The 19,255-nt window shown below is 51.0% G+C and carries 14 protein-coding genes; 5 read left to right on the top strand and 9 right to left on the bottom strand.

What is annotated here, in order from left to right; genetic code table 11:
* Positions 1-355: 355 nt before the first annotated feature.
* Complete coding sequence (ileS, locus tag H8710_RS12140; protein ID WP_249296102.1) at positions 356-3,517, bottom strand: isoleucine--tRNA ligase; 3,162 nt, start codon at positions 3,515-3,517, stop codon at positions 356-358.
* A gap of 473 nt (positions 3,518-3,990) precedes the next feature.
* Between ileS and H8710_RS12135 the strand changes: the two genes are divergently transcribed.
* Positions 3,991-4,224 carry a helix-turn-helix domain-containing protein gene (locus H8710_RS12135; protein WP_249296101.1) on the top strand — a complete coding sequence of 78 codons (234 nt, stop codon included), beginning with the start codon at positions 3,991-3,993 and terminating at the stop codon, positions 4,222-4,224.
* A gap of 36 nt (positions 4,225-4,260) precedes the next feature.
* Here H8710_RS12135 and H8710_RS12130 read toward each other — a convergent pair whose 3' ends face one another.
* The 7 genes from H8710_RS12130 to H8710_RS12100 form a co-directional block, all read right to left on the bottom strand.
* Positions 4,261-6,345, bottom strand: a complete 2,085-nt coding sequence (locus H8710_RS12130) for a glutamine synthetase III family protein (protein WP_249296100.1) — start codon at positions 6,343-6,345, stop codon at positions 4,261-4,263.
* A 48-nt stretch (positions 6,346-6,393) separates the two neighbouring features.
* On the bottom strand, positions 6,394-6,957 hold the full coding sequence (locus H8710_RS12125; protein WP_249296099.1) for a sugar O-acetyltransferase: 564 nt from the start codon (positions 6,955-6,957) through the stop codon (positions 6,394-6,396).
* Between the two features lie 10 nt (positions 6,958-6,967).
* Positions 6,968-7,981: an aspartate--ammonia ligase gene (gene asnA / locus H8710_RS12120; RefSeq protein ID WP_249296098.1), complete on the bottom strand. Its 1,014-nt coding sequence runs from the start codon at positions 7,979-7,981 to the stop codon at positions 6,968-6,970.
* A gap of 151 nt (positions 7,982-8,132) precedes the next feature.
* Entirely contained in the window at positions 8,133-9,398 is a 1,266-nt protein-coding gene (locus tag H8710_RS12115; RefSeq protein WP_249296097.1) for a methionine gamma-lyase family protein, read from the bottom strand.
* Between the two features lie 25 nt (positions 9,399-9,423).
* The gene (locus H8710_RS12110; RefSeq protein WP_249296096.1) at positions 9,424-10,443 is read right to left on the bottom strand and encodes a M42 family metallopeptidase; all 1,020 of its coding nucleotides are present in this window, start codon (positions 10,441-10,443) and stop codon (positions 9,424-9,426) included.
* A 3-nt stretch (positions 10,444-10,446) separates the two neighbouring features.
* Positions 10,447-11,490 carry a zinc-binding metallopeptidase family protein gene (locus H8710_RS12105; protein ID WP_249296095.1) on the bottom strand — a complete coding sequence of 348 codons (1,044 nt, stop codon included), beginning with the start codon at positions 11,488-11,490 and terminating at the stop codon, positions 10,447-10,449.
* Positions 11,491-12,254: 764 nt separating this feature from the next.
* Positions 12,255-12,536, bottom strand: coding sequence for a DUF1294 domain-containing protein (locus H8710_RS12100; RefSeq protein WP_249296094.1), 282 nt, complete (start codon positions 12,534-12,536; stop codon positions 12,255-12,257).
* A 126-nt stretch (positions 12,537-12,662) separates the two neighbouring features.
* Between H8710_RS12100 and H8710_RS12095 the strand changes: the two genes are divergently transcribed.
* The 4 genes from H8710_RS12095 to tig all read left to right on the top strand — a co-directional run bounded on the left by H8710_RS12095 (position 12,663) and on the right by tig (position 17,890).
* Positions 12,663-13,916 carry a carboxylate--amine ligase gene (locus tag H8710_RS12095; RefSeq protein ID WP_249296093.1) on the top strand — a complete coding sequence of 418 codons (1,254 nt, stop codon included), beginning with the start codon at positions 12,663-12,665 and terminating at the stop codon, positions 13,914-13,916.
* Positions 13,913-14,683 (top strand): cysteate racemase, encoded by a 771-nt coding sequence (cuyB, locus tag H8710_RS12090; RefSeq protein ID WP_249296092.1) that lies wholly within the window; start codon positions 13,913-13,915, stop codon positions 14,681-14,683. The genes H8710_RS12095 and cuyB overlap by 4 nt, the downstream gene beginning before the upstream one ends.
* 25 nt (positions 14,684-14,708) lie before the next feature.
* Positions 14,709-16,553, top strand: a complete 1,845-nt coding sequence (asnB, locus tag H8710_RS12085) for an asparagine synthase (glutamine-hydrolyzing) (RefSeq protein WP_249296091.1) — start codon at positions 14,709-14,711, stop codon at positions 16,551-16,553.
* A gap of 221 nt (positions 16,554-16,774) precedes the next feature.
* Positions 16,775-17,890, top strand: coding sequence for a trigger factor (tig, locus tag H8710_RS12080; protein WP_249296090.1), 1,116 nt, complete (start codon positions 16,775-16,777; stop codon positions 17,888-17,890).
* An 83-nt stretch (positions 17,891-17,973) separates the two neighbouring features.
* On the opposite strand, the gene H8710_RS12075 is transcribed toward tig, so the two are convergent.
* Entirely contained in the window at positions 17,974-19,206 is a 1,233-nt protein-coding gene (locus H8710_RS12075; protein ID WP_249296089.1) for a 5-bromo-4-chloroindolyl phosphate hydrolysis family protein, read from the bottom strand.
* Positions 19,207-19,255: the final 49 nt, after the last annotated feature.

The raw sequence follows: 19,255 nt of genomic DNA, 5'->3' as shown, positions 1-19,255 counted from the left end.
ACGTTTCTCACCGGTTCACATCGCATCCATAAAAAATTAATTTTAATTCGATGTTATTTATATATTAATAGGTATTTGGCAGGAGAATCAATAGTTTTATTTATACTTTATAGTTTTATAATTTTTAATTAATAAATATTAAACCATAAAGTATAATTAGAACTATAAAAAGGCTTTAAAAAGTTATAAAAGTAAAAATAAAACTATATTTTGCCTTCCAGTATTTTCTTTTACTGCTGCATTTTATTTCTTCTGTCTCAAACTTAATCGTAAAAAGCAAAAAATCGCTTAAATTTACCTCACAAACAATACATGCGGTGCAGGACATACCTGCACCGCATTTTATTCATTCTATTTACTGACGGTAAACCTCAACCCCCAACTGGGTATCCTCCCCGTTGATGTTCCAATCCATGGTAAAGCCATCCATTTGGCCGGTCACAATATCAACCGCCAAAACGTCGTGCTTGATTTCATTCGCGTGAGCGGTGAGAATCTGCGCGACCTTTTCGCTGCCTTTCTGGTACACGGTAATATGATCCATCACGTCGAAATCCGCTTCTTTCCGCATAGACTGGATTTTGCTGATGATTTCCCGGACAAAGCCCTCTTCGATCAGCCCGTCGGTGAGGCGGGTATCCAGTACCACAGTAACACCCCGGTCGGACAGTGTGGTGTACCCCTCCACCTGAGTGGTCTCGATGAGCAGATCCTCTTCCGCCAGCTGAATATCGCCGTCGGACAGAGAAACGGTGACAGCGCCTTCAGTATCCAGTTGCTTTTTGGCCTTAGCGCCATCGAGGTTCGCCAAAACATTTCGGATTTCATTGATCTTGGGGCCGTACTTCCGGCCCAAGGTCTTGAGCTGGGGCTTAAAGGCATAGGAAACAAACTCCCCGGTATCCTCGACGAAATGGAGTTCCTTGATGTTCAGCTCCTCCCGGATAATATCCCGGTACATCTCATCCAAAGGATGATCCGCTTTCACCGACATACTCTGGAGGGGCTGGCGGTTCTTTCGGCTGGATGCGTTCCGCGCCGCCCGGCCCAGCGTGACGATCTGGAGCACTTCCTCCATATCGTCCTCCAGCTTTTTGTCGATGAGAGACTCGTCGGCAACCGGGAAGTCACAGAGATGGACGCTCTCCGGCGCAGAAGGGTCGACGCTGCAAACCAGGTTCCGATAGATGTCCTCACACATAAAGGGAATCATGGGAGCCGCCACCTTGGAGACCGTCACAAGAGCAGTATACAAGGTGAGATAGGCGCCCACTTTGTCCTGGGTCAGTTCCTGAGACCAGAATCGCTCCCGGTTACGGCGGACATACCAGTTGCTCATTTCGTCCACAAATTCCTGGAGCGCACGAGCCGCATCGGGGATGCGGTAGTTTTCCAAAGCGCTGTCCACCTCTTTGACGAGGCTGTTGAGTTTCGACAGCAGCCATTTGTCCATGACAGTCAGGGACGCTGGGTCCAGATGATATTTCGTCGCGTCAAAGTTATCGATGTTGGCGTACAGCACAAAAAAGGCGTAGGTGTTCCACAAAGTGGAAAGGAACTTCCGCTGACCTTCCTGCACTGCTTTGCCGTAGAAACGGTTGGGGAGCCAGGGTGCGGAATTGGAGTAAAAATACCAGCGGATGGAATCGGCGCCATATGTCGCCAACGCGTCGAACGGATCGACGGCGTTTCCTTTAGATTTACTCATCTTCTGGCCGTTTTCGTCCTGGACATGGCCCAAAACGATGACGTTTTTATAGGGGGCCTTGTTGAACAGCAGGGTCGAAATCGCCAAGAGCGAATAAAACCATCCTCGGGTCTGGTCAACGGCTTCCGAAATAAAGTTCGCCGGGAACTGGGCTTCAAACAGGTCTTTGTTCTCAAAGGGATAGTGATGCTGGGCAAAGGGCATGGCGCCAGAATCGAACCAGCAGTCGATGACTTCGGGCACCCGCTTCATCTGCTTGCCGCACTTCGGACATTTGATGGTCACCGCGTCCACATAGGGCCGGTGCAGCTCGATGTTGTCGGGGCAATTGTCGGACATTTCCTTCAGTTCCGCAATGCTGCCGATGGCGTGGCGGTGTCCGCACTCGCACTCCCAGACGTTTAAGGGCGTGCCCCAGTACCGGTTTCGGCTGATGCCCCAGTCCTGAACATTTTCCAGCCAGTCGCCGAAGCGGCCTTTGCCGATGCTCTCAGGAATCCAGTTAATGGTGTTGTTGTTGCGGATGAGGTCGTCTTTGACGGCGGTCATCTGGATAAACCAGGATTCCCGGGCGTAGTAGATGAGGGGGGTGTCGCAGCGCCAGCAGAAGGGGTAGCTGTGCTCAAATTTGGGCGCGTCAAAGAGAAGCCCTCTTCGGTCCAGGTCTTTTAGGACCTCCGGGTCGGCGTCCTTGACGAATAATCCGGCGAAAGGCGTGTCCTCAGTCATGTGTCCGCTGCCGTCCACCAGCTGGACGAAAGGCATATCGTACTTGCGGCCCACCCTTGCGTCGTCTTCACCGAAGGCGGGAGCCTGGTGGACGACACCGGTGCCGTCGGTCAGGGTGACGTAACTGTCGCAGGCGACGAAAAATGCTTTTTTGTGCTGCTTTTCTGCATAGGGAGCGGCGCATTCAAAGAGGGGCTCGTATTCCTTGTATTCCAACGTCTTGCCCGGGAAGGTTTCCAGCACTTCATAAGCGGGGGTTCCCGCTTCCTTGTCGGCAAGTTTGCCGAGAACAGTGTCCAGCAAAGCCTCTGCCATATAATAGGTGTATCCATCGGCGGCTTTTACCTTGGCGTAGGTCTCATCCGGGTTGACGCAGAGCGCCACGTTGGACGGCAGGGTCCAGGGAGTGGTGGTCCAGGCGAGGATATAAGCGTCCTCATCCTTCACCTTAAACCGGACGATAGCGGAGCGTTCTTTTACATCCTTATAGCCCTGAGCCACCTCGTGGCTCGAAAGCGGGGTCCCGCAGCGGGGGCAGTAAGGCACGATTTTAAAGCCTTTATATAGAAGGCCTTTGTCCCAAATTTGTTTTAAGGCCCACCATTCCGACTCGATGTAGTCGTTGTGATAGGTGACATAAGGGTCGTCCATATCCGCCCAGAAACCAACGGTCTCAGAGAAATCCTCCCACATTCCCTTGTATTTCCAGACGCTTTCCTTGCATTTTTCAATAAACGGCTCCAGACCGTAAGCCTCGATCTGGTCTTTGCCGTTGATGTTCAGGAGTTTCTCCACTTCCAGCTCTACTGGCAGGCCGTGGGTGTCCCATCCGGCTTTGCGGGGGACTTTGTAGCCCTTCATGGTGCGGTAGCGGGGAATCATGTCCTTGATGACTCTGGTCAGCACATGGCCGATGTGGGGTTTTCCGTTGGCCGTCGGGGGGCCGTCGTAGAACATATAGGTGGGACAGTCCTTTCTGTCCTCGATGCTCTTTTCAAAGATGTGCTGTTCTTTCCAGAACTCTTCGATCTTCTTTTCCCGTTCCACAAAATTCAGGTTTGTAGAAACTTTCTCGTACATTTTTTGTACCTCCCAAACATTTACCGTTTCTTAAATGAAAAAATCCCCCGCCCCGTATGAACAGGACGAAGGATAAACTTCGCAATACCACCTATTTCAACATACCATCATATGCGTCCCCTCTAACGGCGGGAAACCGGCGGCGCTTACTGAGCAAACTGCTGTTGGGCGCGCGACTCCAGAGGGATTTTCAGCAGATGGCTACTCATACAGGGCTTCCACTGTCCCCCGCTCGCTTTGATTTTCCCCAAAAGCCTACTGTCTCTGTCAACGTCTTTACCATTTACATTTATAATAGAAAGATTATCACGAATCCTAAAAATTGTCAAGCCCAAAGTTGATTTTCAGCCAAAGTCGTGCCGAGTTTCTCCGCCGCTGCTTTTATTTCCAACAACTTCTCAAGATGTTTTAGGCGATATTCCCTTAAAATCAGCCAAAAAGGCTTTCCCCATTTTATACTGAACAAAGGAGGGATGATTGTGTTAAAACATCTTCGAGATTTACGGGAGGACAACGATTTGTCCCAAACAGATATAGCGAGAGTTCTATTTATTAATCAAAAGACCTATTCCAACTACGAGCGGGAACAATTAAATATTCCCATCGCAGCACTCATCAAACTGGCGGAATTTTTTGAGACCAGCGTGGATTACCTTTTGGATCTGACCGACGAGCCGTCTCCCTATCCCCGTAAAAAGTCCCGATAGCAAATATCCCCCGGCCAATGGCCGGGGGATATTGATTTATACCCGATACAACAAATCGGTGTAGGTGGGAATCGGCCATGCGTCGGAGGAAACCAGTCTCTCCGCCCGGTCGACAGCAGTTCTCAGCTCGGCCATCACCCGGCGGATGGAATCCCGGTGGAACCGGGCGTTTTCCACGTAGTCTGCAATCTGGTCGCACTGGTCAAGCTCTATATCCAATTCACAGCAGAGGTCGTCCACCTCGGTAATAAGTGTAGACAGCTCCCGTACAAATTCCTCGATGTTAGCGTTATACACCTGCATTTTGGCGAGTTTTTCGTAAGACTCCGCCATCTTTCCGGCAAACTCCACCATGTGGGGGAGAATTTCTCTCCGGCACATCTGAGCCATGGTGTGGCCTTCAATGGAAATCACTTTGCAGTAGTTTTCCAACATGATTTCGTACCGGGACAGGCACTCCGCCTCGTTCATCACATGGTGCCGCTCCATCAGCGCGATATTTTTCGGCTCCACCATCGCTCCGATGGCATCGACAGTGTTAGAAAGGTTCGGAAGGCCCCTCTTTTCAGCCTCCACCACCCAGTCGTCGGTGTAGTTGTTCCCGTTGAAGATGACTTTTCCGTGGGTTTTGACGGCTTCCCGAACGATTTTCTGGATTTCTCCGTCAAAGTCTACACAGTTTTCCAGCCGGTTTGCAATTTCCATCAGACTGTCCGCCACGATGGTGTTGAGCACGTAGTTGGCGATGGAAATAGATGCGGAGGATCCTACCATCCGGAACTCAAACTTGTTACCGGTAAAGGCGAAGGGGGAAGTCCGATTGCGGTCACTGTCGTCTTTTGGGAGCTTCGGCAGCGTCGCCACTCCCGTTTCCAGCACGCAGGAAGGCGTCTGGTCGGGGTTTGCGCCGTCGGCAATGTTTTCCAGAACGTGGGTGAGCTGCTCCCCCAAAAAGATGGAGATGATGGTGGGAGGTGCTTCATGCCCCCCTAAGCGGAAGTCGTTTCCGGTGTTGGCGGCGGACATCCGCAACAGATCGGCGTACTTGTCCACTCCGATGATGACAGCGGACAAAAACACCAAAAATTGGAGATTCTCATAAGGGGTTTTTCCGGGGTCCAAGAGGTTCTGCCCGTCGTTTGTGGACAAAGACCAGTTGTTGTGCTTACCGGAACCGTTGACCCCGTCGAAAGGCTTTTCGTGGAGCAGGCAGGCGAGGCCATTTTTCTTGGCCACCTCCCGCATGACTTCCATAGTGAGCTGATTGTGGTCGCAGGCCACGTTTACCGACTCAAAAACCGGCGCTAATTCGTGCTGGGCGGGAGCTGCCTCGTTGTGCTCGGTTTTGGAGGTGACGCCCAACTCCCACAGCGCTTCGTCCAGCTGCTTCATAAAGGACGCCACCCGCAGGCGAATACGCCCGCAGTAGTGATCCTCCATCTCCTGCCCTTTCGGAGGCTTCGCCCCCAAAAGGGTGCGGCCGCAGAGCTTTAAGTCCAGCCGCTGCTCGTATTTCTCCCTATCGATGAGAAAATACTCCTGCTCGGCGCCGACAGTAGGCGTCACATGGGTGGCCGTCTTGTTTCCAAAAGCCCGCAGCACCCGAAGCGCCTGCCTATTGAGGGCTTCCATTGAACGGAGCAGCGGGGTTTTGGTGTCCAGCGCTTCTCCGGTATAAGAGTAAAACGCCGTCGGAATGTAAAGGGTATTGTCCCGCACAAAGGCGGGCGAGGTGCAATCCCAGGAAGTGTAACCCCTGGCTTCAAAGGTGTTGCGGAGGCCACCGTTGGGGAAAGAAGAGGCGTCCGGTTCCCCCACAATCAGTTCCTTGCCAGAAAATTCGAGAATCACCTTGCCGTCCTTCTGGGGGGAAATAAAGCTGTCGTGCTTTCCGGCGGTAAAGCTCGTCATGGGCTGGAACCAGTGGGTAAAATGGGTCGCGCCCAGCTCCACCGCCCAGTCCTTCATGGCCGTCGCCACTACGTCCGCCACTTCCGGCTCCAAAGGAAGTCCCAAGTCGATAGACCTTCTGAGAGATTTGTAGGTATTCTTCGAGAGTTTCTCGCACATGACCGCGTCGTTAAAGACTTTGCAGCCAAACCTGGAAAAATCAAAGCTCATATTTTTCCTCCATATTTTTGATGCAGGGCATCCACTTTTTTGAGGGTTCTATTTCTTGACAGAAATTTCTTTGATTACCCGGGCCGGATTGCCTCCGACCACGGTGTTGGGTGCCACGTCCTTGACGACCACAGCACCCGACGCGATGACCGCGTTGTCTCCGATGGTGACGCCGGGATTGATGGTGGCGTTTCCGCCGATCCAAACGTTGTCGCCGATCACAATAGGTTTGCCAAGCTCCCTACCGCTGTTACGCTCATCCGGGTCCAGCGGATGGGTGGCCGTAAAAATGTGTACCGATGGGGCCAGCATACAGTTTTTGCCGATGCGCACCTCGCACACGTCCAAAATCACGCAGTTGAAGTTGGCGTAAAAATTCTCCCCCACGTGAATGTTGCAGCCGTAGTCGCAGCGGAAATCCGATTCCACCCAGATGTCCTCCCCGGTGGAACCGAACAGTTCTTTCAAGAGAGAGACCCGTTTTTCCTCGTCGTCTTCCGGCGTGTTGTTCAGTTCCCGACAGACAGCACGTGCCTTGGCTCGCAATTTCACCAGTTCCGGGTCAAGGGGGCGGTAAAGCTCCCCTTGAAGCATCTTTTCCCGCTCAGTCATATGATTCTCCTCAAAGCAGTATGATTTGGTGTTTTGCACATTCGTCGATCATTTCCTGATCCCAGATGGAGGCCTGCACCTCGCCGATATGTGCTTTGTGGAGCAGCACCATACAGAGGCGTGACTGGCCAATGCCGCCGCCCATAGTCAAGGGCAGTTCGCCGTTTAGGAGCATTCTGTGAAACTCCAAGTTTCTCCGATCCTCGCAGCCCGCTTCTTTGAGCTGATGTTCCAACGACTCCACATCCACCCGGATTCCCATGGAGGAAAGCTCGATGGCCCGGTCGAGCACCGGATACCAAACGAGTAGGTCGCCGTTCAACTCCCAGTCGTCGTAATCGGGAGCACGGCCGTCGTGTCGTTCCCCGTTTGACAGTTTTTTGCCGATCTGGGTGATAAAGACGGTGCCAAACTCTTTACAAACGGCGTTTTCCCGCTCTTTCGGGGAAAGGCCGGGGTATTTTTGAAGCAATTCCTCCGAGGTGATGAAGGTGACCTTTTCTTCGATAAAGCTCTTCATCTGAGGGAAATATTTATGCAGCTTGTTTTCGGTAATCTTCAAAGCCTGAACGATCTGCTTTACCGTCCGCTGCAAGGTTTTAACATTTCTCGTCTCCGGTGTGATGATTTTTTCCCAATCCCACTGGTCGACGTAGACCGAGTGGAGGTTGTCGAGCTCCTCGTCCCGGCGGATGGCGTTCATGTCGGTGTAGAGGCCCGCTCCCGGTTCAAAGCCGTACCGCTTTAACGCCAAGCGCTTCCACTTAGCCAGGGAATGAACGATCTCCACATCCTCGCCGATATCGGAAATATCAAAAGCCACCGGCCGCTCCACACCGTTTAAGTTGTCGTTGAGCCCGCTTTTTCCAGTGACGAACAGCGGCGCTGAAACCCGCGTCAAATTCAGGTGATTGGAAAGTTCCCTTTCAAAAGTGTCTTTTACCAACTTGATGGCAATCTCCGTCTGCATGATATTCAGTTCCGGAGAGTAGTGTTTCGGAAATATCAGATTTTTTGCGGCCATAGGGTTCTCTCCTCTCGGTAATTGGCAATTCTCCGCCCATTTTTACATTTATTAATCATACCATGAAATCCCCGCTTTGGCAAGGTTTGCCATCTTTTCCGGACACAAAAAACAGAGAGGCTTCCCTCTCCGTTTTTAGTGGATTTTGCTATTATTGGAGTATCAAGCCCTTTTCCAGCATCGACTGGGCCGCCAGCAGCACCCCAATTTTTCCAGTGTTGTATGTAAGCCCGCCCTGCAGCCAGACAGCATAGGGTTCCCTCAGCGGGCCGTCCGCCGACAACTCGATAGAAGCGCCCATGGTAAACGCCCCCGCCGCCATGATGACCTCGGAATCGTAGCCGGGCATTGCCCAGGGCTCCGGCGTCACATAGGCGTCGATGGGAGAGCCTTTCTGAATTCCCTGACAGAAAGCGATCATTTTCTCCGCATCCCCTAAAGCTACCGCCGCAATGATGTCAGTGCGGTACTCATCATATTGAGGGTAAACCTGAAATCCCAGCTCCTGAAGCAACGCAGATGCAAAACAGGACACCTTGACGGCGTTTGCCACCACTGACGGAGCGTAAAACAGCCCCATATAGAGGCTCCGATTCTGGTTCAGGCTGCAACCCGCCTCCCGTCCTATTCCCGGAGAAGTGAGGCGGTAGGAGCATTGCTCAATGAGATCGGCCCGCCCCGCGATGTACCCGCCGGTCTCGGCAATGCCGCCGCCGGCGTTTTTGATGAGGGAGCCGACGATGAGGTCAGCCCCCACGTCGGTAGGCTCTAACTTTTCCACAAATTCACCGTAACAGTTGTCAACAAATACGATGGTATCGGGGCTGACTTCCTTGATAGCCCTCACCATCTCCCCGATTTTCTCCACAGTCAGGGAAGGCCGAAAGGAGTACCCCCGGGAACGCTGAATATGGGCCAGCTTCGCCCCTTTCACCGCCTCTTTGATAGCGGGAATGTCCGGTTCGCCGGACTCCAGCAAATCCACCTGTTTATACTGGATGCCATAATCCTTGAGGGAGCCGTTTCCCTCCCCGCGTATGCCAATGACTTCTTCCAGCGTGTCGTAGGGACTGCCGGTGACCGCCACCATGGTGTCGCCCGTCCTCAGTACGCCAAAGAGCGCCACTGTCAAGGCATGGGTGCCGGAAACGAAGGTGTGACGCACCAAGGCGTCCTCCGCCCCCATTGCCTGGGCGAACACCCTGTCCAGAGCATCCCTTCCCATATCGTCGTAACCGTAGCCGGTGGTTCCCACCAAATGGGCGGCGGAAATCCGGTTGTCAGCGAAAGCTTTTAACACCTTCGCCTCGTTGTGAGCCGCCACATCATCGATCCGCGCAAAGGCCTCTTTGCAAAGGGCTTCGCTCTTTTGAGCCAATTCTTCGATTCTCGGGTCTATCTGAAAAAATTCCGTCATTTTTCTTCTCTTTTCTGTCCTGATTTTATTTACCGATCTCCTGTAAAAGCTCCCAGCAAAGCCCCTTCACCGCCTCGACATCGCTTTTTTTCACCACGCAGTAGGGAGAATGGATATACCGGCAGGGAGCCGATATAGCGATGGTCTTGACTCCACCGCGGGAGCGATGAATTGCCCCCGCGTCGTTTCCGCCCGCCACTTTGGTTTTGGTCTGCACGGGAATCCCTCGTTCCGCCCCCAGTTTGTGGCAGAGCTCGTATAAATCCCGGGGATAGATGGTGGCGCTGTCCATAAATCCGACAACTGCCCCTTTCCCCAGACGGCAGACCGCCTGCTCCCCTTCCACTCCAGGAAGATCCGCCGCAGTAGTCGCCTCCAGCACCACCGCAACGTCCGGTGCAATGGTATAGGCGGCCACTTTAGAACCCCGGGTGCCGATTTCCTCCTGCACACAGAAGGCAAAATGGGTGTCAAAGGGAAGTTCCCTCTGGATAAGGTCAATAAGGATGGCGCAGCCCAGCCGGTCGTCGATGGCCTTGCCCTTCAAACACCCGTCGCCAAACGTTCCAAAATCCCCTTTAAAACAAATCTGTTCTCCAAGCTTTACAAGGCTCTCCGCCTCTTCTTTGCTGGAACAACCCAAGTCTACATAGAGCCTTTCCGAATCGACAACGGTTTGCCGCTCCTCCGCTGACTGAAGATGGATGGGCTTTGTCCCGATGACGCCGGGGATTTTCTCCGGCCCCACCAGAACCTGCCGCCCGATAATCACTCGATCGTCCACGCCGCCTACTTTGGCGAAGCTGAGGTTGCCGTCTGAGGTATACCCCGTCACGATAAATCCCACTTCGTCCATGTGAGCCGCCAGCATGATTTTTTTCCGGGGCGTTTCCTTCCCCTTTTTAAAGGCGAGGATGTTTCCCAGATTGTCGATCTGATAGTTGCAGTGGTCCTTGATTTCGTCAATGATCATCTCGGCGACGGTGCCTTCCGCTCCTGCAATGCCGTTTGCGTTGCAGAGCTTTTCTAAGGTTTTATCAAACATCGGCTATTTCCCCCTTTCCGACCAGTCGTGGCTTAGAAGATAGTCGGCGATGAGCGCGCCCACCGCCTCCACATCGGATAACTCCACCACTTCGACAGGGGTGTGCATATACCGCAGCGGCACCGAAACCACCTCAGTCCGCACCCCGCCCCGAGTAATCGTCACTTCGTCAGCGTTGGTACCAGTGGTACGCCCCTGAATCACTTCTATCTGATAAGGATAGCCTTTTTCTTTGGACAAAGCGATCATCTCGTCGCCCATCCCCCGATTCAGGGACGGCGCAATGCCGATCATGGGGCCTTTCCCCATTTTGCCGCATTTTTTCTCGTCGGCGTCTACAGTGTGGGCAAAGCTCACGTCCACGACGATGGCGGCGTCGGGATTTACTTTATAAGTAGCGACAGCCGCTCCGGTTCCCCCCACTTCCTCCTGAGAGGAGAATACCACTGTTAAAGAACAGCCCAATTTCTTCCCCTTCAAAAGCTCCAGCCCATGAAGAATCGACGCAATACAGGCCCTGTCATCCAACGATTTGGAACTGACCCGGCCGTTTTTCAGTTCCACAAACTCGCCTTTCAGCGTCACACGATCTCCCAGCGAAACGATTGCCTCCAATTGTCCCTTGGAATATCCGGTGTCGATGGAAATATCGTCGATTTTCGGCACCTTTTTCCGCTCGTCCTCCGCTGTCAGGTGAGGGGGCTTGGAGCCGATGATACCGGTGATTTTCTCCCTGCCGTGAACCACAACTTCCTGGGCTAAGAGCAGCCGCATATCCAGCCCTCCGCAAGGAGCTACCTTCAAAAATCCGTCGTCGGTGATGTAAGTCACCACCATGCCGATTTCGTCCAGGTGGGCGTCCAGCATGACCCGAGGGGCATTCTCCCCCGCGTCGTATACATTGGCGATGACGTTGTGACAGTCGTCGATGACGACGTCGTTTGTGTATTCCCGAAGCATTTCAGCGGCAACTTGGGCGGTTTCTCCCTCTTCGCCGGAAACGCCGTAGCTTTCGCAAAGCTTTCTCAGCTTCTCTTTCAGTTCCATGGTCACAATCCTTTCTCTGTGGGCAAAACCTACCCTATATATGCAGTGCGCCCAAAGCACAGAATAGACAACTGCTTTATATTATACCATAATTTCATTGTGCGCAGCACAATGGGCGGCACAGCCGCAGGGGCGTTAGCCCCAAATTATGATACAATGTTCTCTCAGGCGTCCGAAGGCTTGTGAAACAAGGCTTCGGCTTACGCCGTGAGGTTATTATACCATAAATCCTCCGCTTTAGCGGATAAAAAGACGCGAAGCGGCTTTGGCGGCCGTGCAGCGGCCGGGATTTATGATAAAATGTTCTCACTAGTCCTGCACTAGCAAGACAAAAGCGCCTTTAGGCGCTTTGCAAACAGCTTTTGCTGTTTGCCTGTGAGGTTATTATACCACATCCGCAAATTCCTTTGGGAATTTGTAGGCGGGTTTACCCGCCGTAGTTCTGCGCCAGCAGAACCGGATGATGATAAAACGTTCTTACTAATCTTGCGCTAGCAAGACAAAAGCGCCTTTAGGCGCTTTACAAACAGCTTTTGCTGTTTGCCTGTGAGGTTATTATACCACATCCGCAAATTCCTTTGGGAATTTGTAGGCGGGTTTACCCGCCGTAGTTCTGCGCCAGCAGAACCGGATGATGATAAAACGTTCTTACTAGTCTTGCGCTAGCAAGACAAAAGCGCCTTTAGGCGCTTTACAAACAGCTTTTGCTGTTTGCCTGTGAGGTTATTATACGTCCAAATGAGAAAATTATCAAGAAACAGCCGCTAAAACAACCATCCTGTTTTCCACTGAATGATTGCAATAGCCGCCACCCACAAAATCAGAATCAAAGGGATTCCCACCGTAAATTTGGGATGCCTCGTCTTATGGCGAAAAACCTGCATCCCAATATAAAAGCCCAGTGCGCCGCCGCAGAGGGCGTTAAAAATAAGCGTCTGTTCCGGCACCCGCCACTTTCCCTTTTTGGCGCAATGCTTGTCCCACCAGCAGATAAAAAATCCGATGGTATTGAGAATCAGCAGGTATAAAAACAAAATTTTCCCCAAAGTCCTCCCTCCATTTCTGCACCCAGCAAAATTTTTGAAACAAAAACCATAAATCTTGTTTTTTCCATATAATAATAGTATAATAAACGATATATGTAAAGAAATTTGCAAAAATATCGGAAAGGAATGGCTGCAAATATGTCAACTTCCAGCCAGACACAAGATTTTATCCCCGTCCTGCTCGGCAGCGACGTGAACGTATACGGCATGGCTCGCTCCTTCCATGAAGCGTACGGAATTCCCTCCGTCGCCATCGGCAAAGGGCTCCTGGGCGCCACCTCCAACAGCCGCATCGTCTCGGTGAAAGTGGTGGAGCCGAATCTCGAAGACGATGCCGTTTTCTGCGACACCCTCATTAAATTCGCCTCCCGCTACCCCAAGGAGCAGACCCTCCTTTTGGTTCCCTGCGGCGATAATTATATCAAGCTTCTGGTCCGCAATCAGGATAAGCTCCGCTCCTATTACCGCTTTGAGTGCATCGACGAGGAATTGCTCATGCGCCTTTCCATCAAGGAGAGTTTCTACGAAGTCTGTACCGAACACGGCTTCGCTTTCCCGAAAACCACCACCTGTACCTTTGAAAACTACAAAACGGTGGAGCTCCCCTTTGACTTTCCCGTCATCATCAAGCCCTCCAACAGCGTGGCTTACTGGAACTGCAAGTTCCCCCACAAAAAGAAGGTCTTCATCGCCGAGAGCAAGCAGGAGTTTGACGCAATCCTCAATGCCATCTATGGCTCCTCCTACAAAGATCACCTGATCTTGCAGGAATACATCCCCGGTGACGACTCCAACATGCGGGTGATGAACTGCTATTCCGGCAAGGACAAAAAGGTCAAGCTCATCGCTCTCGGAAACGCCCTTTTGGAGGAGCATTCCCCGGAAGGCATCGGCAGTTACGCCGCCATTATAAACAGTGTGGACAAAGAGCTGTCGGAGCGGATGAAAAACTTCTTAGAGGACATCGGCTACATCGGTTTTTCCAACTTCGACATGAAATACGATCCCCGGGACGGCCAGTACAAGCTCTTTGAAATGAATCTCAGGCAGGGACGGTCCAGCTTTTTTGTCACCGCCGCCGGTTACAACCTGGCAAAATTCCTGGTGGACGACGTGATTTACAATAAGCCGATGGACTGCGTCATCGCAAGCAACAAAGTCCTTTGGTCCATCATTCCGAAAAAAATCATCTTCCAGTATGTCAAAGACCCCAAGGTAAAAGAAGAGGCGAAAAAGCTGATCCGGGAAAAGAAATTCTGCCGTTCTCTTTACTACGCCCCCGACCGCAATATCAAACGGCGAATCTACTTTGCCAAAAATCAGATGAGTTATTACCAAAAATACCGGAAATACTTCGGCAACAAAGGACTGCATGAATGAAACATTTAGGTGTCATCGGCGGGCTGGGTCCCATGGCCACCGCCTATTTCTTAGAACTGGTCGTTAAAATGACCGATGTAAAAACCGACCAGGAGCATCTCCCGGTGACGGTGTTAAACCGTCCCGCCATCCCCGACCGGACGGCCTATATCCTCGGAAAAAGTGAGGAAAGCCCCCTTCCGGCCATCATCCAGCACGCAAAGGAGCTGCAAAACTTCGGCGCCTCTTGTATCGCCATCCCCTGTATCACCTCCCACTACTTTTACGACGAGTTTTCCCGTTCGGTGGACATTCCCATTATCAACATTGTCGCTGAAACAGCCGCCTACCTGAAAGCCCACGGCATTCAAAAAGCCGGCATTATGGCGACCACAGGCACGATTTCCACCAATCTCTTTCAGGCCGCCCTGAATCAAAAGTCGATAGGCTGGGTTATCCCTTCCGACGAGGGCCAGCAAAAGGTCATGCACCTCATTTACGGCAATGTCAAAGCTGGACTTCCCGTAGAGACAGAACTTTTCCGGGAAGTGTCTGAAGAACTGCGGGAAATGGGCTCTGAGTGCATCATCTTGGGCTGCACCGAGCTCTCCCTCATCAAGCGGGACTACCCCATCGGATCGGGCTACTTAGACGCGCTGGAAGTGCTGGCCATGTGTTCCGTCACCCAGTGTAAAAAGCCCCTTAAACCCCAGTACCAGAACCTTCTCACCGCTGAGACGGCGGGACGGCTCCAAAATTTTACCTCCGGCGCGCAGGCCGGGCGTTAAACCTATCACAGAAAGGATTTCACATATGTGTGGTTTTGCAGGATATATTGTCAACGGCCTCATGGGAGACCGGAAAGCCATCATCAAAGCCATGGCCGACCGCATCCGCCACCGTGGCCCCGACCAGGACGACTATTACTTGGACGACGACATCGCTTTAGGCTTTCGTCGCCTCTCTATCATCGACCTTGAGGGCGGCAGCCAGCCCATCTTGAATGAAGACGGCAGCATGGTCCTCACCTTTAACGGGGAAATCTACAATTTTAAAGAGCTGCGGGAAGACCTTATCCAAAAAGGGCACGTGTTCAAAACCCATACCGATTCGGAGGTCTTGCTCCACGGCTACGAGGAATACGGCTCGGAACTGCTGCAAAAACTCAGAGGCATGTACGCCTTTGTCATCTGGGACAGAAAGCAGAAAAAGCTGTTCGGCGCCCGGGACATCTTCGGCATCAAGCCCTTCTACTACTACAAAAAGGGTGGGGAATTCCTCTTCGGCTCCGAGATTAAATCCTTCCTGGAACACCCCCGCTTTGAAAAAGAGCTGAACGAAGATCACCTCCCTGATTACCTCTGCTACGAATACATTCCCTGCGAGGAAACCCTTTTTAAAAACGTCTACAAGCTGCTGGGTGGCCACTACTTCGAGTACCAAAACGGAGAAATGTCCATCCACCAGTATTACGACGTAAAATTTAACACCGACGAGTCAAAGTCCCTGGAGGAATGGGAAGCCCTCATCACCGACGAGTTTACAAAATCGGTGGAGGCCCACAAAATAAGCGACGTGGAAGTGGGTTGTTTCCTCTCAAGCGGCGTCGATTCCAGCTACGTAGTCAAGGAAGTCTCCAAGGCCATGAAGGACGTGAAAACCTTCTCTGTGGGCTACGAGGAAGAAAAATACAGCGAGCTCCCCTACGCCCAGGATTTTTCCAAGGTTATCGGGGTGCAGAATATCTCCAACAAAGTCTCGGCCGACGACTTTTTCGGGATGGCCGGCAAAATCCAGTATTACATGGACGAGCCTCTGCCCAATCCGTCGGAAGTGCCCCTCTATTTTCTCGCTGAAAACGCGGCGAAGTACGTCAAAGTCGTCCTCTCCGGCGAGGGTGCCGACGAACTGTTCGGCGGTTATCCCATGTATCTGGAAGGCGGCCACTTTGCCGATTATGAGCGGATTCCCCTGGCTCTGCGCAAAACAGCGGCGGCCATCGCCAAAAAACTCCCCCACTTTAAGGGCAAAAAATTTATCATCCGCGGCGCCATGAAACCTTATGAACGTTTCGCCCGCAGCAATTATGTCTACACCAGTGAGGAACGGGGCAAATACCTCAAGAAAAATATCCCCTCAAAGGACCCCACCGAGTACGCAAAACCGTATTTTGACAAAGTAAAAGACCTGGACGAGCCCACTCAGCTCCAGTACGTGGACATCTACACCTGGATGCTCTACGACATCCTCCAGAAGGCCGACCGGATGAGCATGGCAAATTCGCTGGAACTCCGCGTTCCCTTCCTGGATAAAAAAATGCTGGAACTTGCGGTACAAATCCCCGCCCGATACCGCGCTCATAACGATGTAACCAAAATTGCCCTCCGGGGAGCCGCTATCAAACAGATTCCCGAACGCACCGCCAATAAAAAGAAACTGGGCTTTCCTGTGCCTTTAAACGACTGGCTGCGGCAGGACAAGTACTACAGTATGGTCAAAGAAAAGTTTGAGGGGGAGATCGCCGACCGGTATTTTAACCGGGATGCTATTATGAAGCTGCTAAACGACCACAAAGAGGGAAGAGCTCTCAACATGAAGAAAATATGGTCTATCTACAGTTTTATCCTCTGGTATGAGCAGTTTTTTGTTTTGAATTAGTCGTGAGCCAGCGTATCTTTACGATACGCTGGCCTTTTGTCAAGAAACAACATACACGAAAATAAGCGTCCAAATTTGTGCCCATTTCTGAATTTTGTGTTGACTTTCTGAACTTTTTCCTGTAAATCTTTCATTTCATCAGATAATGTGATATAAAAAGGATTAGCACTGTTGGAAGATCGGGAGATTTCTCCCTATAAAGAAAGGAATTTAAAAATATTATGAAAAAAAGCTTTGCAACTGTTCTGGCTGCCGGTTTGTGCGTCGCCACATTGCTTTCCGGATGTCAGGGCAAAGTCACCTACAGCAACGATTACGTCGATTTAGGGCAATATAAGGGTCTCAACTACGCTCCTGCGGATCTTTCTGTCACCGATGAAGAGGTCAATCAGCAAATTCAGCAGGTTCTCGCCTCTCAGTCCACCACTACTGAAATCACCGACCGCACCGATGTCCAAAACGGCGATACCGTAAACATTGACTATGTGGGCACAGTTGACGGAACTGCCTTTGACGGCGGTACCGCTCAGGGAAGTGATCTAACTATTGGTTCCGGACGTTTCATCCCCGGTTTCGAGGATCAGCTTATCGGCGCCAAAGTCGGCGAGACGACCACAATCAAAGTCACCTTCCCGGACCCTTACAAGAATAACCCCGATTTGTCAGGAAAAGAAGCGGAATTCACTGTAACCATCAACAAAATCAGCAAAACGGTTATTCCGGAATTGACCGATACTCTTGTTCAGAGCCTTCCAAATTCCACCGCCACTACGGTCGACGAGTACAAAAAATCTGTCAAGCAGCAGCTAACTGATTACAAACAGCAGCAGGCGGATTACACAAAGCAGACAACCGTCTGGCAGCAGGTAATGGACAATGCAGAACTGAAAAAATACCCCGAAGGTGAAGTGGATCAATACGTTAAAGATGCCACCGATTACTATACTCAGGCTGCTTCTGTCAACGAGATGGAATTAGGTGATTTCCTAACCTCTTATTACAACATGACCTTGGAAGATTTCAACTCCCGTCTTCAAAATGAAGCGGAACAAGTCATTAAACGGGAAGTCGTTGTCAACGCCATCGCAGAGGCGGAGAAATTGGCAATTACTGATGATGAATATAAAGCTGGGGTGGAACGCTACGCCAGCAACTACGGATTTAGTGATACTGCCGCTTTTGAGGCGCAGTACGACAAGGACGTCATTATGAACTCACTGCTCACCGAAAAAGTGATGAATTTTGCGGTAGAACATGCCAAAGAAAAAGAAGGGTTCGTCTACCAGAGCCCAAGCAGTGAAAACAGTTCTGAAGGCAGCTCTGAAAGCAGTAAATAAGCGCTAAAAACACGAGGCTATCTTTAGCCCCGTGTTTTTTATATGTATGGAAAAGGCCCTCTGCCTAAACAGAGGGCCTTTTTTTACCGTGGTTCAACCGGTTCTTTTTCTTTTTGCCGTTGGGGAATCTTAAATTCGGTTCCGGTCAGTCCATCCTGGGCCAATACCTTTTCCAGGGTGGAAATATCCGTTGTGATATCGAGTATATCCTCTTCATAAAGGCTGTTGAGCAAATTGGCAAAGGCAAGGTTAATGGTATCCAGAATATGGAGAATCTCACTCTGTGCATACTGGATTTCCTGACTCCGTTCTGCTTTTTCACCAAATTCACGGTAAGCGTTGACCAGCTTCAATGTAGTAGGCAGATAGTAACTCATAAAATTCTGAATGTCAGAAAGCTTTTCTGGATGCTGCTCCACATACCAGAATACTTTTGCAGTCACATTCTCGAGTTTATCGAGCTTTTCGGAAATCTCCTGCCCTGGAATAGCATCGTTTGCAGCCCGAATTTGATTGATGTACTCCCGTCCTACCGCAATCATGGCCGCCTGCTCGGACTGCTCGCCATCGTCATTTAAAGAACTCTCCTTCTTCTGTTCCATCCGCTTTTGAAGATTCAGATATTGCTGATAGGTCTCCCGGTCCAACATGACGCAGGTCTCTTCCTCATCCAAAAAAGCCTGTTCGAACATGCCGTTTTGAATCATTTTCTTTAAATCTTTCACTACAAAATCCTTTTGCCGGCCGCTAAACGCTGCCAACTGTTCAATAGAGCCAAAAGAACTCCCCTTTAAAAATGTGCGATAACGAAAAAATCGTCGGACCCGCGCCAGTAGAGAATTTCCTTTGCAGATCATAAGTATAAAGGCAGCAATGATTGGGGTTAATATCAAAGTGCTGGTCAAAAGGGTACCGGTATTCCCTTCCGCCAGCCCAACTGACAGCAAAACAAGCAAGACAATAGCGCTGGGCACTAGACCGATCCAGCCGAACACCGTAAATAGAATACCTGCAGTGCGTCCGGGAATGGATTTTTTTTGTGGATACATGGCTGCCTTCTGCCAACTGTTTGCCGGCATGCCCCCGCCGTTCCATTGCTGATTAGGACGTGGCGGCGCTTTAGGCTGTGTCCTTACACCTGTATTGATTTCTACCTTAAAGCCCTTTGCAGCATTTTTAACTTCATCTTTAAACTGCCTGGCTGCTTCGTCCACACCGTTTTTTACGTTGGTAAATCCACCCACAGGCGCATTTTTTAAGTCCTGAATAAATTGGTTGATTGTTCTTCCAATGTCATAATAATCTTTCTGACTCATTTTTTCCTCCCGCCGTTTGGTTTTCCGCTATTTGGAAAATGCTCCTCAC

It is taken from the genome of Fumia xinanensis (assembly GCF_014384905.1).
Taxonomy (GTDB): Bacteria; Bacillota; Clostridia; order Oscillospirales; family Ruminococcaceae; genus Fumia; species Fumia xinanensis.
Note: the sequence above shows the minus strand (reverse complement) of the source record. Positions and strands in the feature narration are given on the sequence as shown.

What these genes read in the sequence shown, in the direction of transcription:
- ileS (WP_249296102.1), bottom strand. Translation starts at nt 3,517, where the DNA reads ATGTACGAGAAAGTTTCTACAAACCTGAATTTTGTGGAACGGGAAAAG.
- H8710_RS12135 (WP_249296101.1), top strand. Translation starts at nt 3,991, where the DNA reads ATGATTGTGTTAAAACATCTTCGAGATTTACGGGAGGACAACGATTTG.
- H8710_RS12130 (WP_249296100.1), bottom strand. Translation starts at nt 6,345, where the DNA reads ATGAGCTTTGATTTTTCCAGGTTTGGCTGCAAAGTCTTTAACGACGCG.
- H8710_RS12125 (WP_249296099.1), bottom strand. Translation starts at nt 6,957, where the DNA reads ATGACTGAGCGGGAAAAGATGCTTCAAGGGGAGCTTTACCGCCCCCTT.
- asnA (WP_249296098.1), bottom strand. Translation starts at nt 7,981, where the DNA reads ATGGCCGCAAAAAATCTGATATTTCCGAAACACTACTCTCCGGAACTG.
- H8710_RS12115 (WP_249296097.1), bottom strand. Translation starts at nt 9,398, where the DNA reads ATGACGGAATTTTTTCAGATAGACCCGAGAATCGAAGAATTGGCTCAA.
- H8710_RS12110 (WP_249296096.1), bottom strand. Translation starts at nt 10,443, where the DNA reads ATGTTTGATAAAACCTTAGAAAAGCTCTGCAACGCAAACGGCATTGCA.
- H8710_RS12105 (WP_249296095.1), bottom strand. Translation starts at nt 11,490, where the DNA reads ATGGAACTGAAAGAGAAGCTGAGAAAGCTTTGCGAAAGCTACGGCGTT.
- H8710_RS12095 (WP_249296093.1), top strand. Translation starts at nt 12,663, where the DNA reads ATGGCTGCAAATATGTCAACTTCCAGCCAGACACAAGATTTTATCCCC.
- cuyB (WP_249296092.1), top strand. Translation starts at nt 13,913, where the DNA reads ATGAAACATTTAGGTGTCATCGGCGGGCTGGGTCCCATGGCCACCGCC.
- asnB (WP_249296091.1), top strand. Translation starts at nt 14,709, where the DNA reads ATGTGTGGTTTTGCAGGATATATTGTCAACGGCCTCATGGGAGACCGG.
- tig (WP_249296090.1), top strand. Translation starts at nt 16,775, where the DNA reads ATGAAAAAAAGCTTTGCAACTGTTCTGGCTGCCGGTTTGTGCGTCGCC.
- H8710_RS12075 (WP_249296089.1), bottom strand. Translation starts at nt 19,206, where the DNA reads ATGAGTCAGAAAGATTATTATGACATTGGAAGAACAATCAACCAATTT.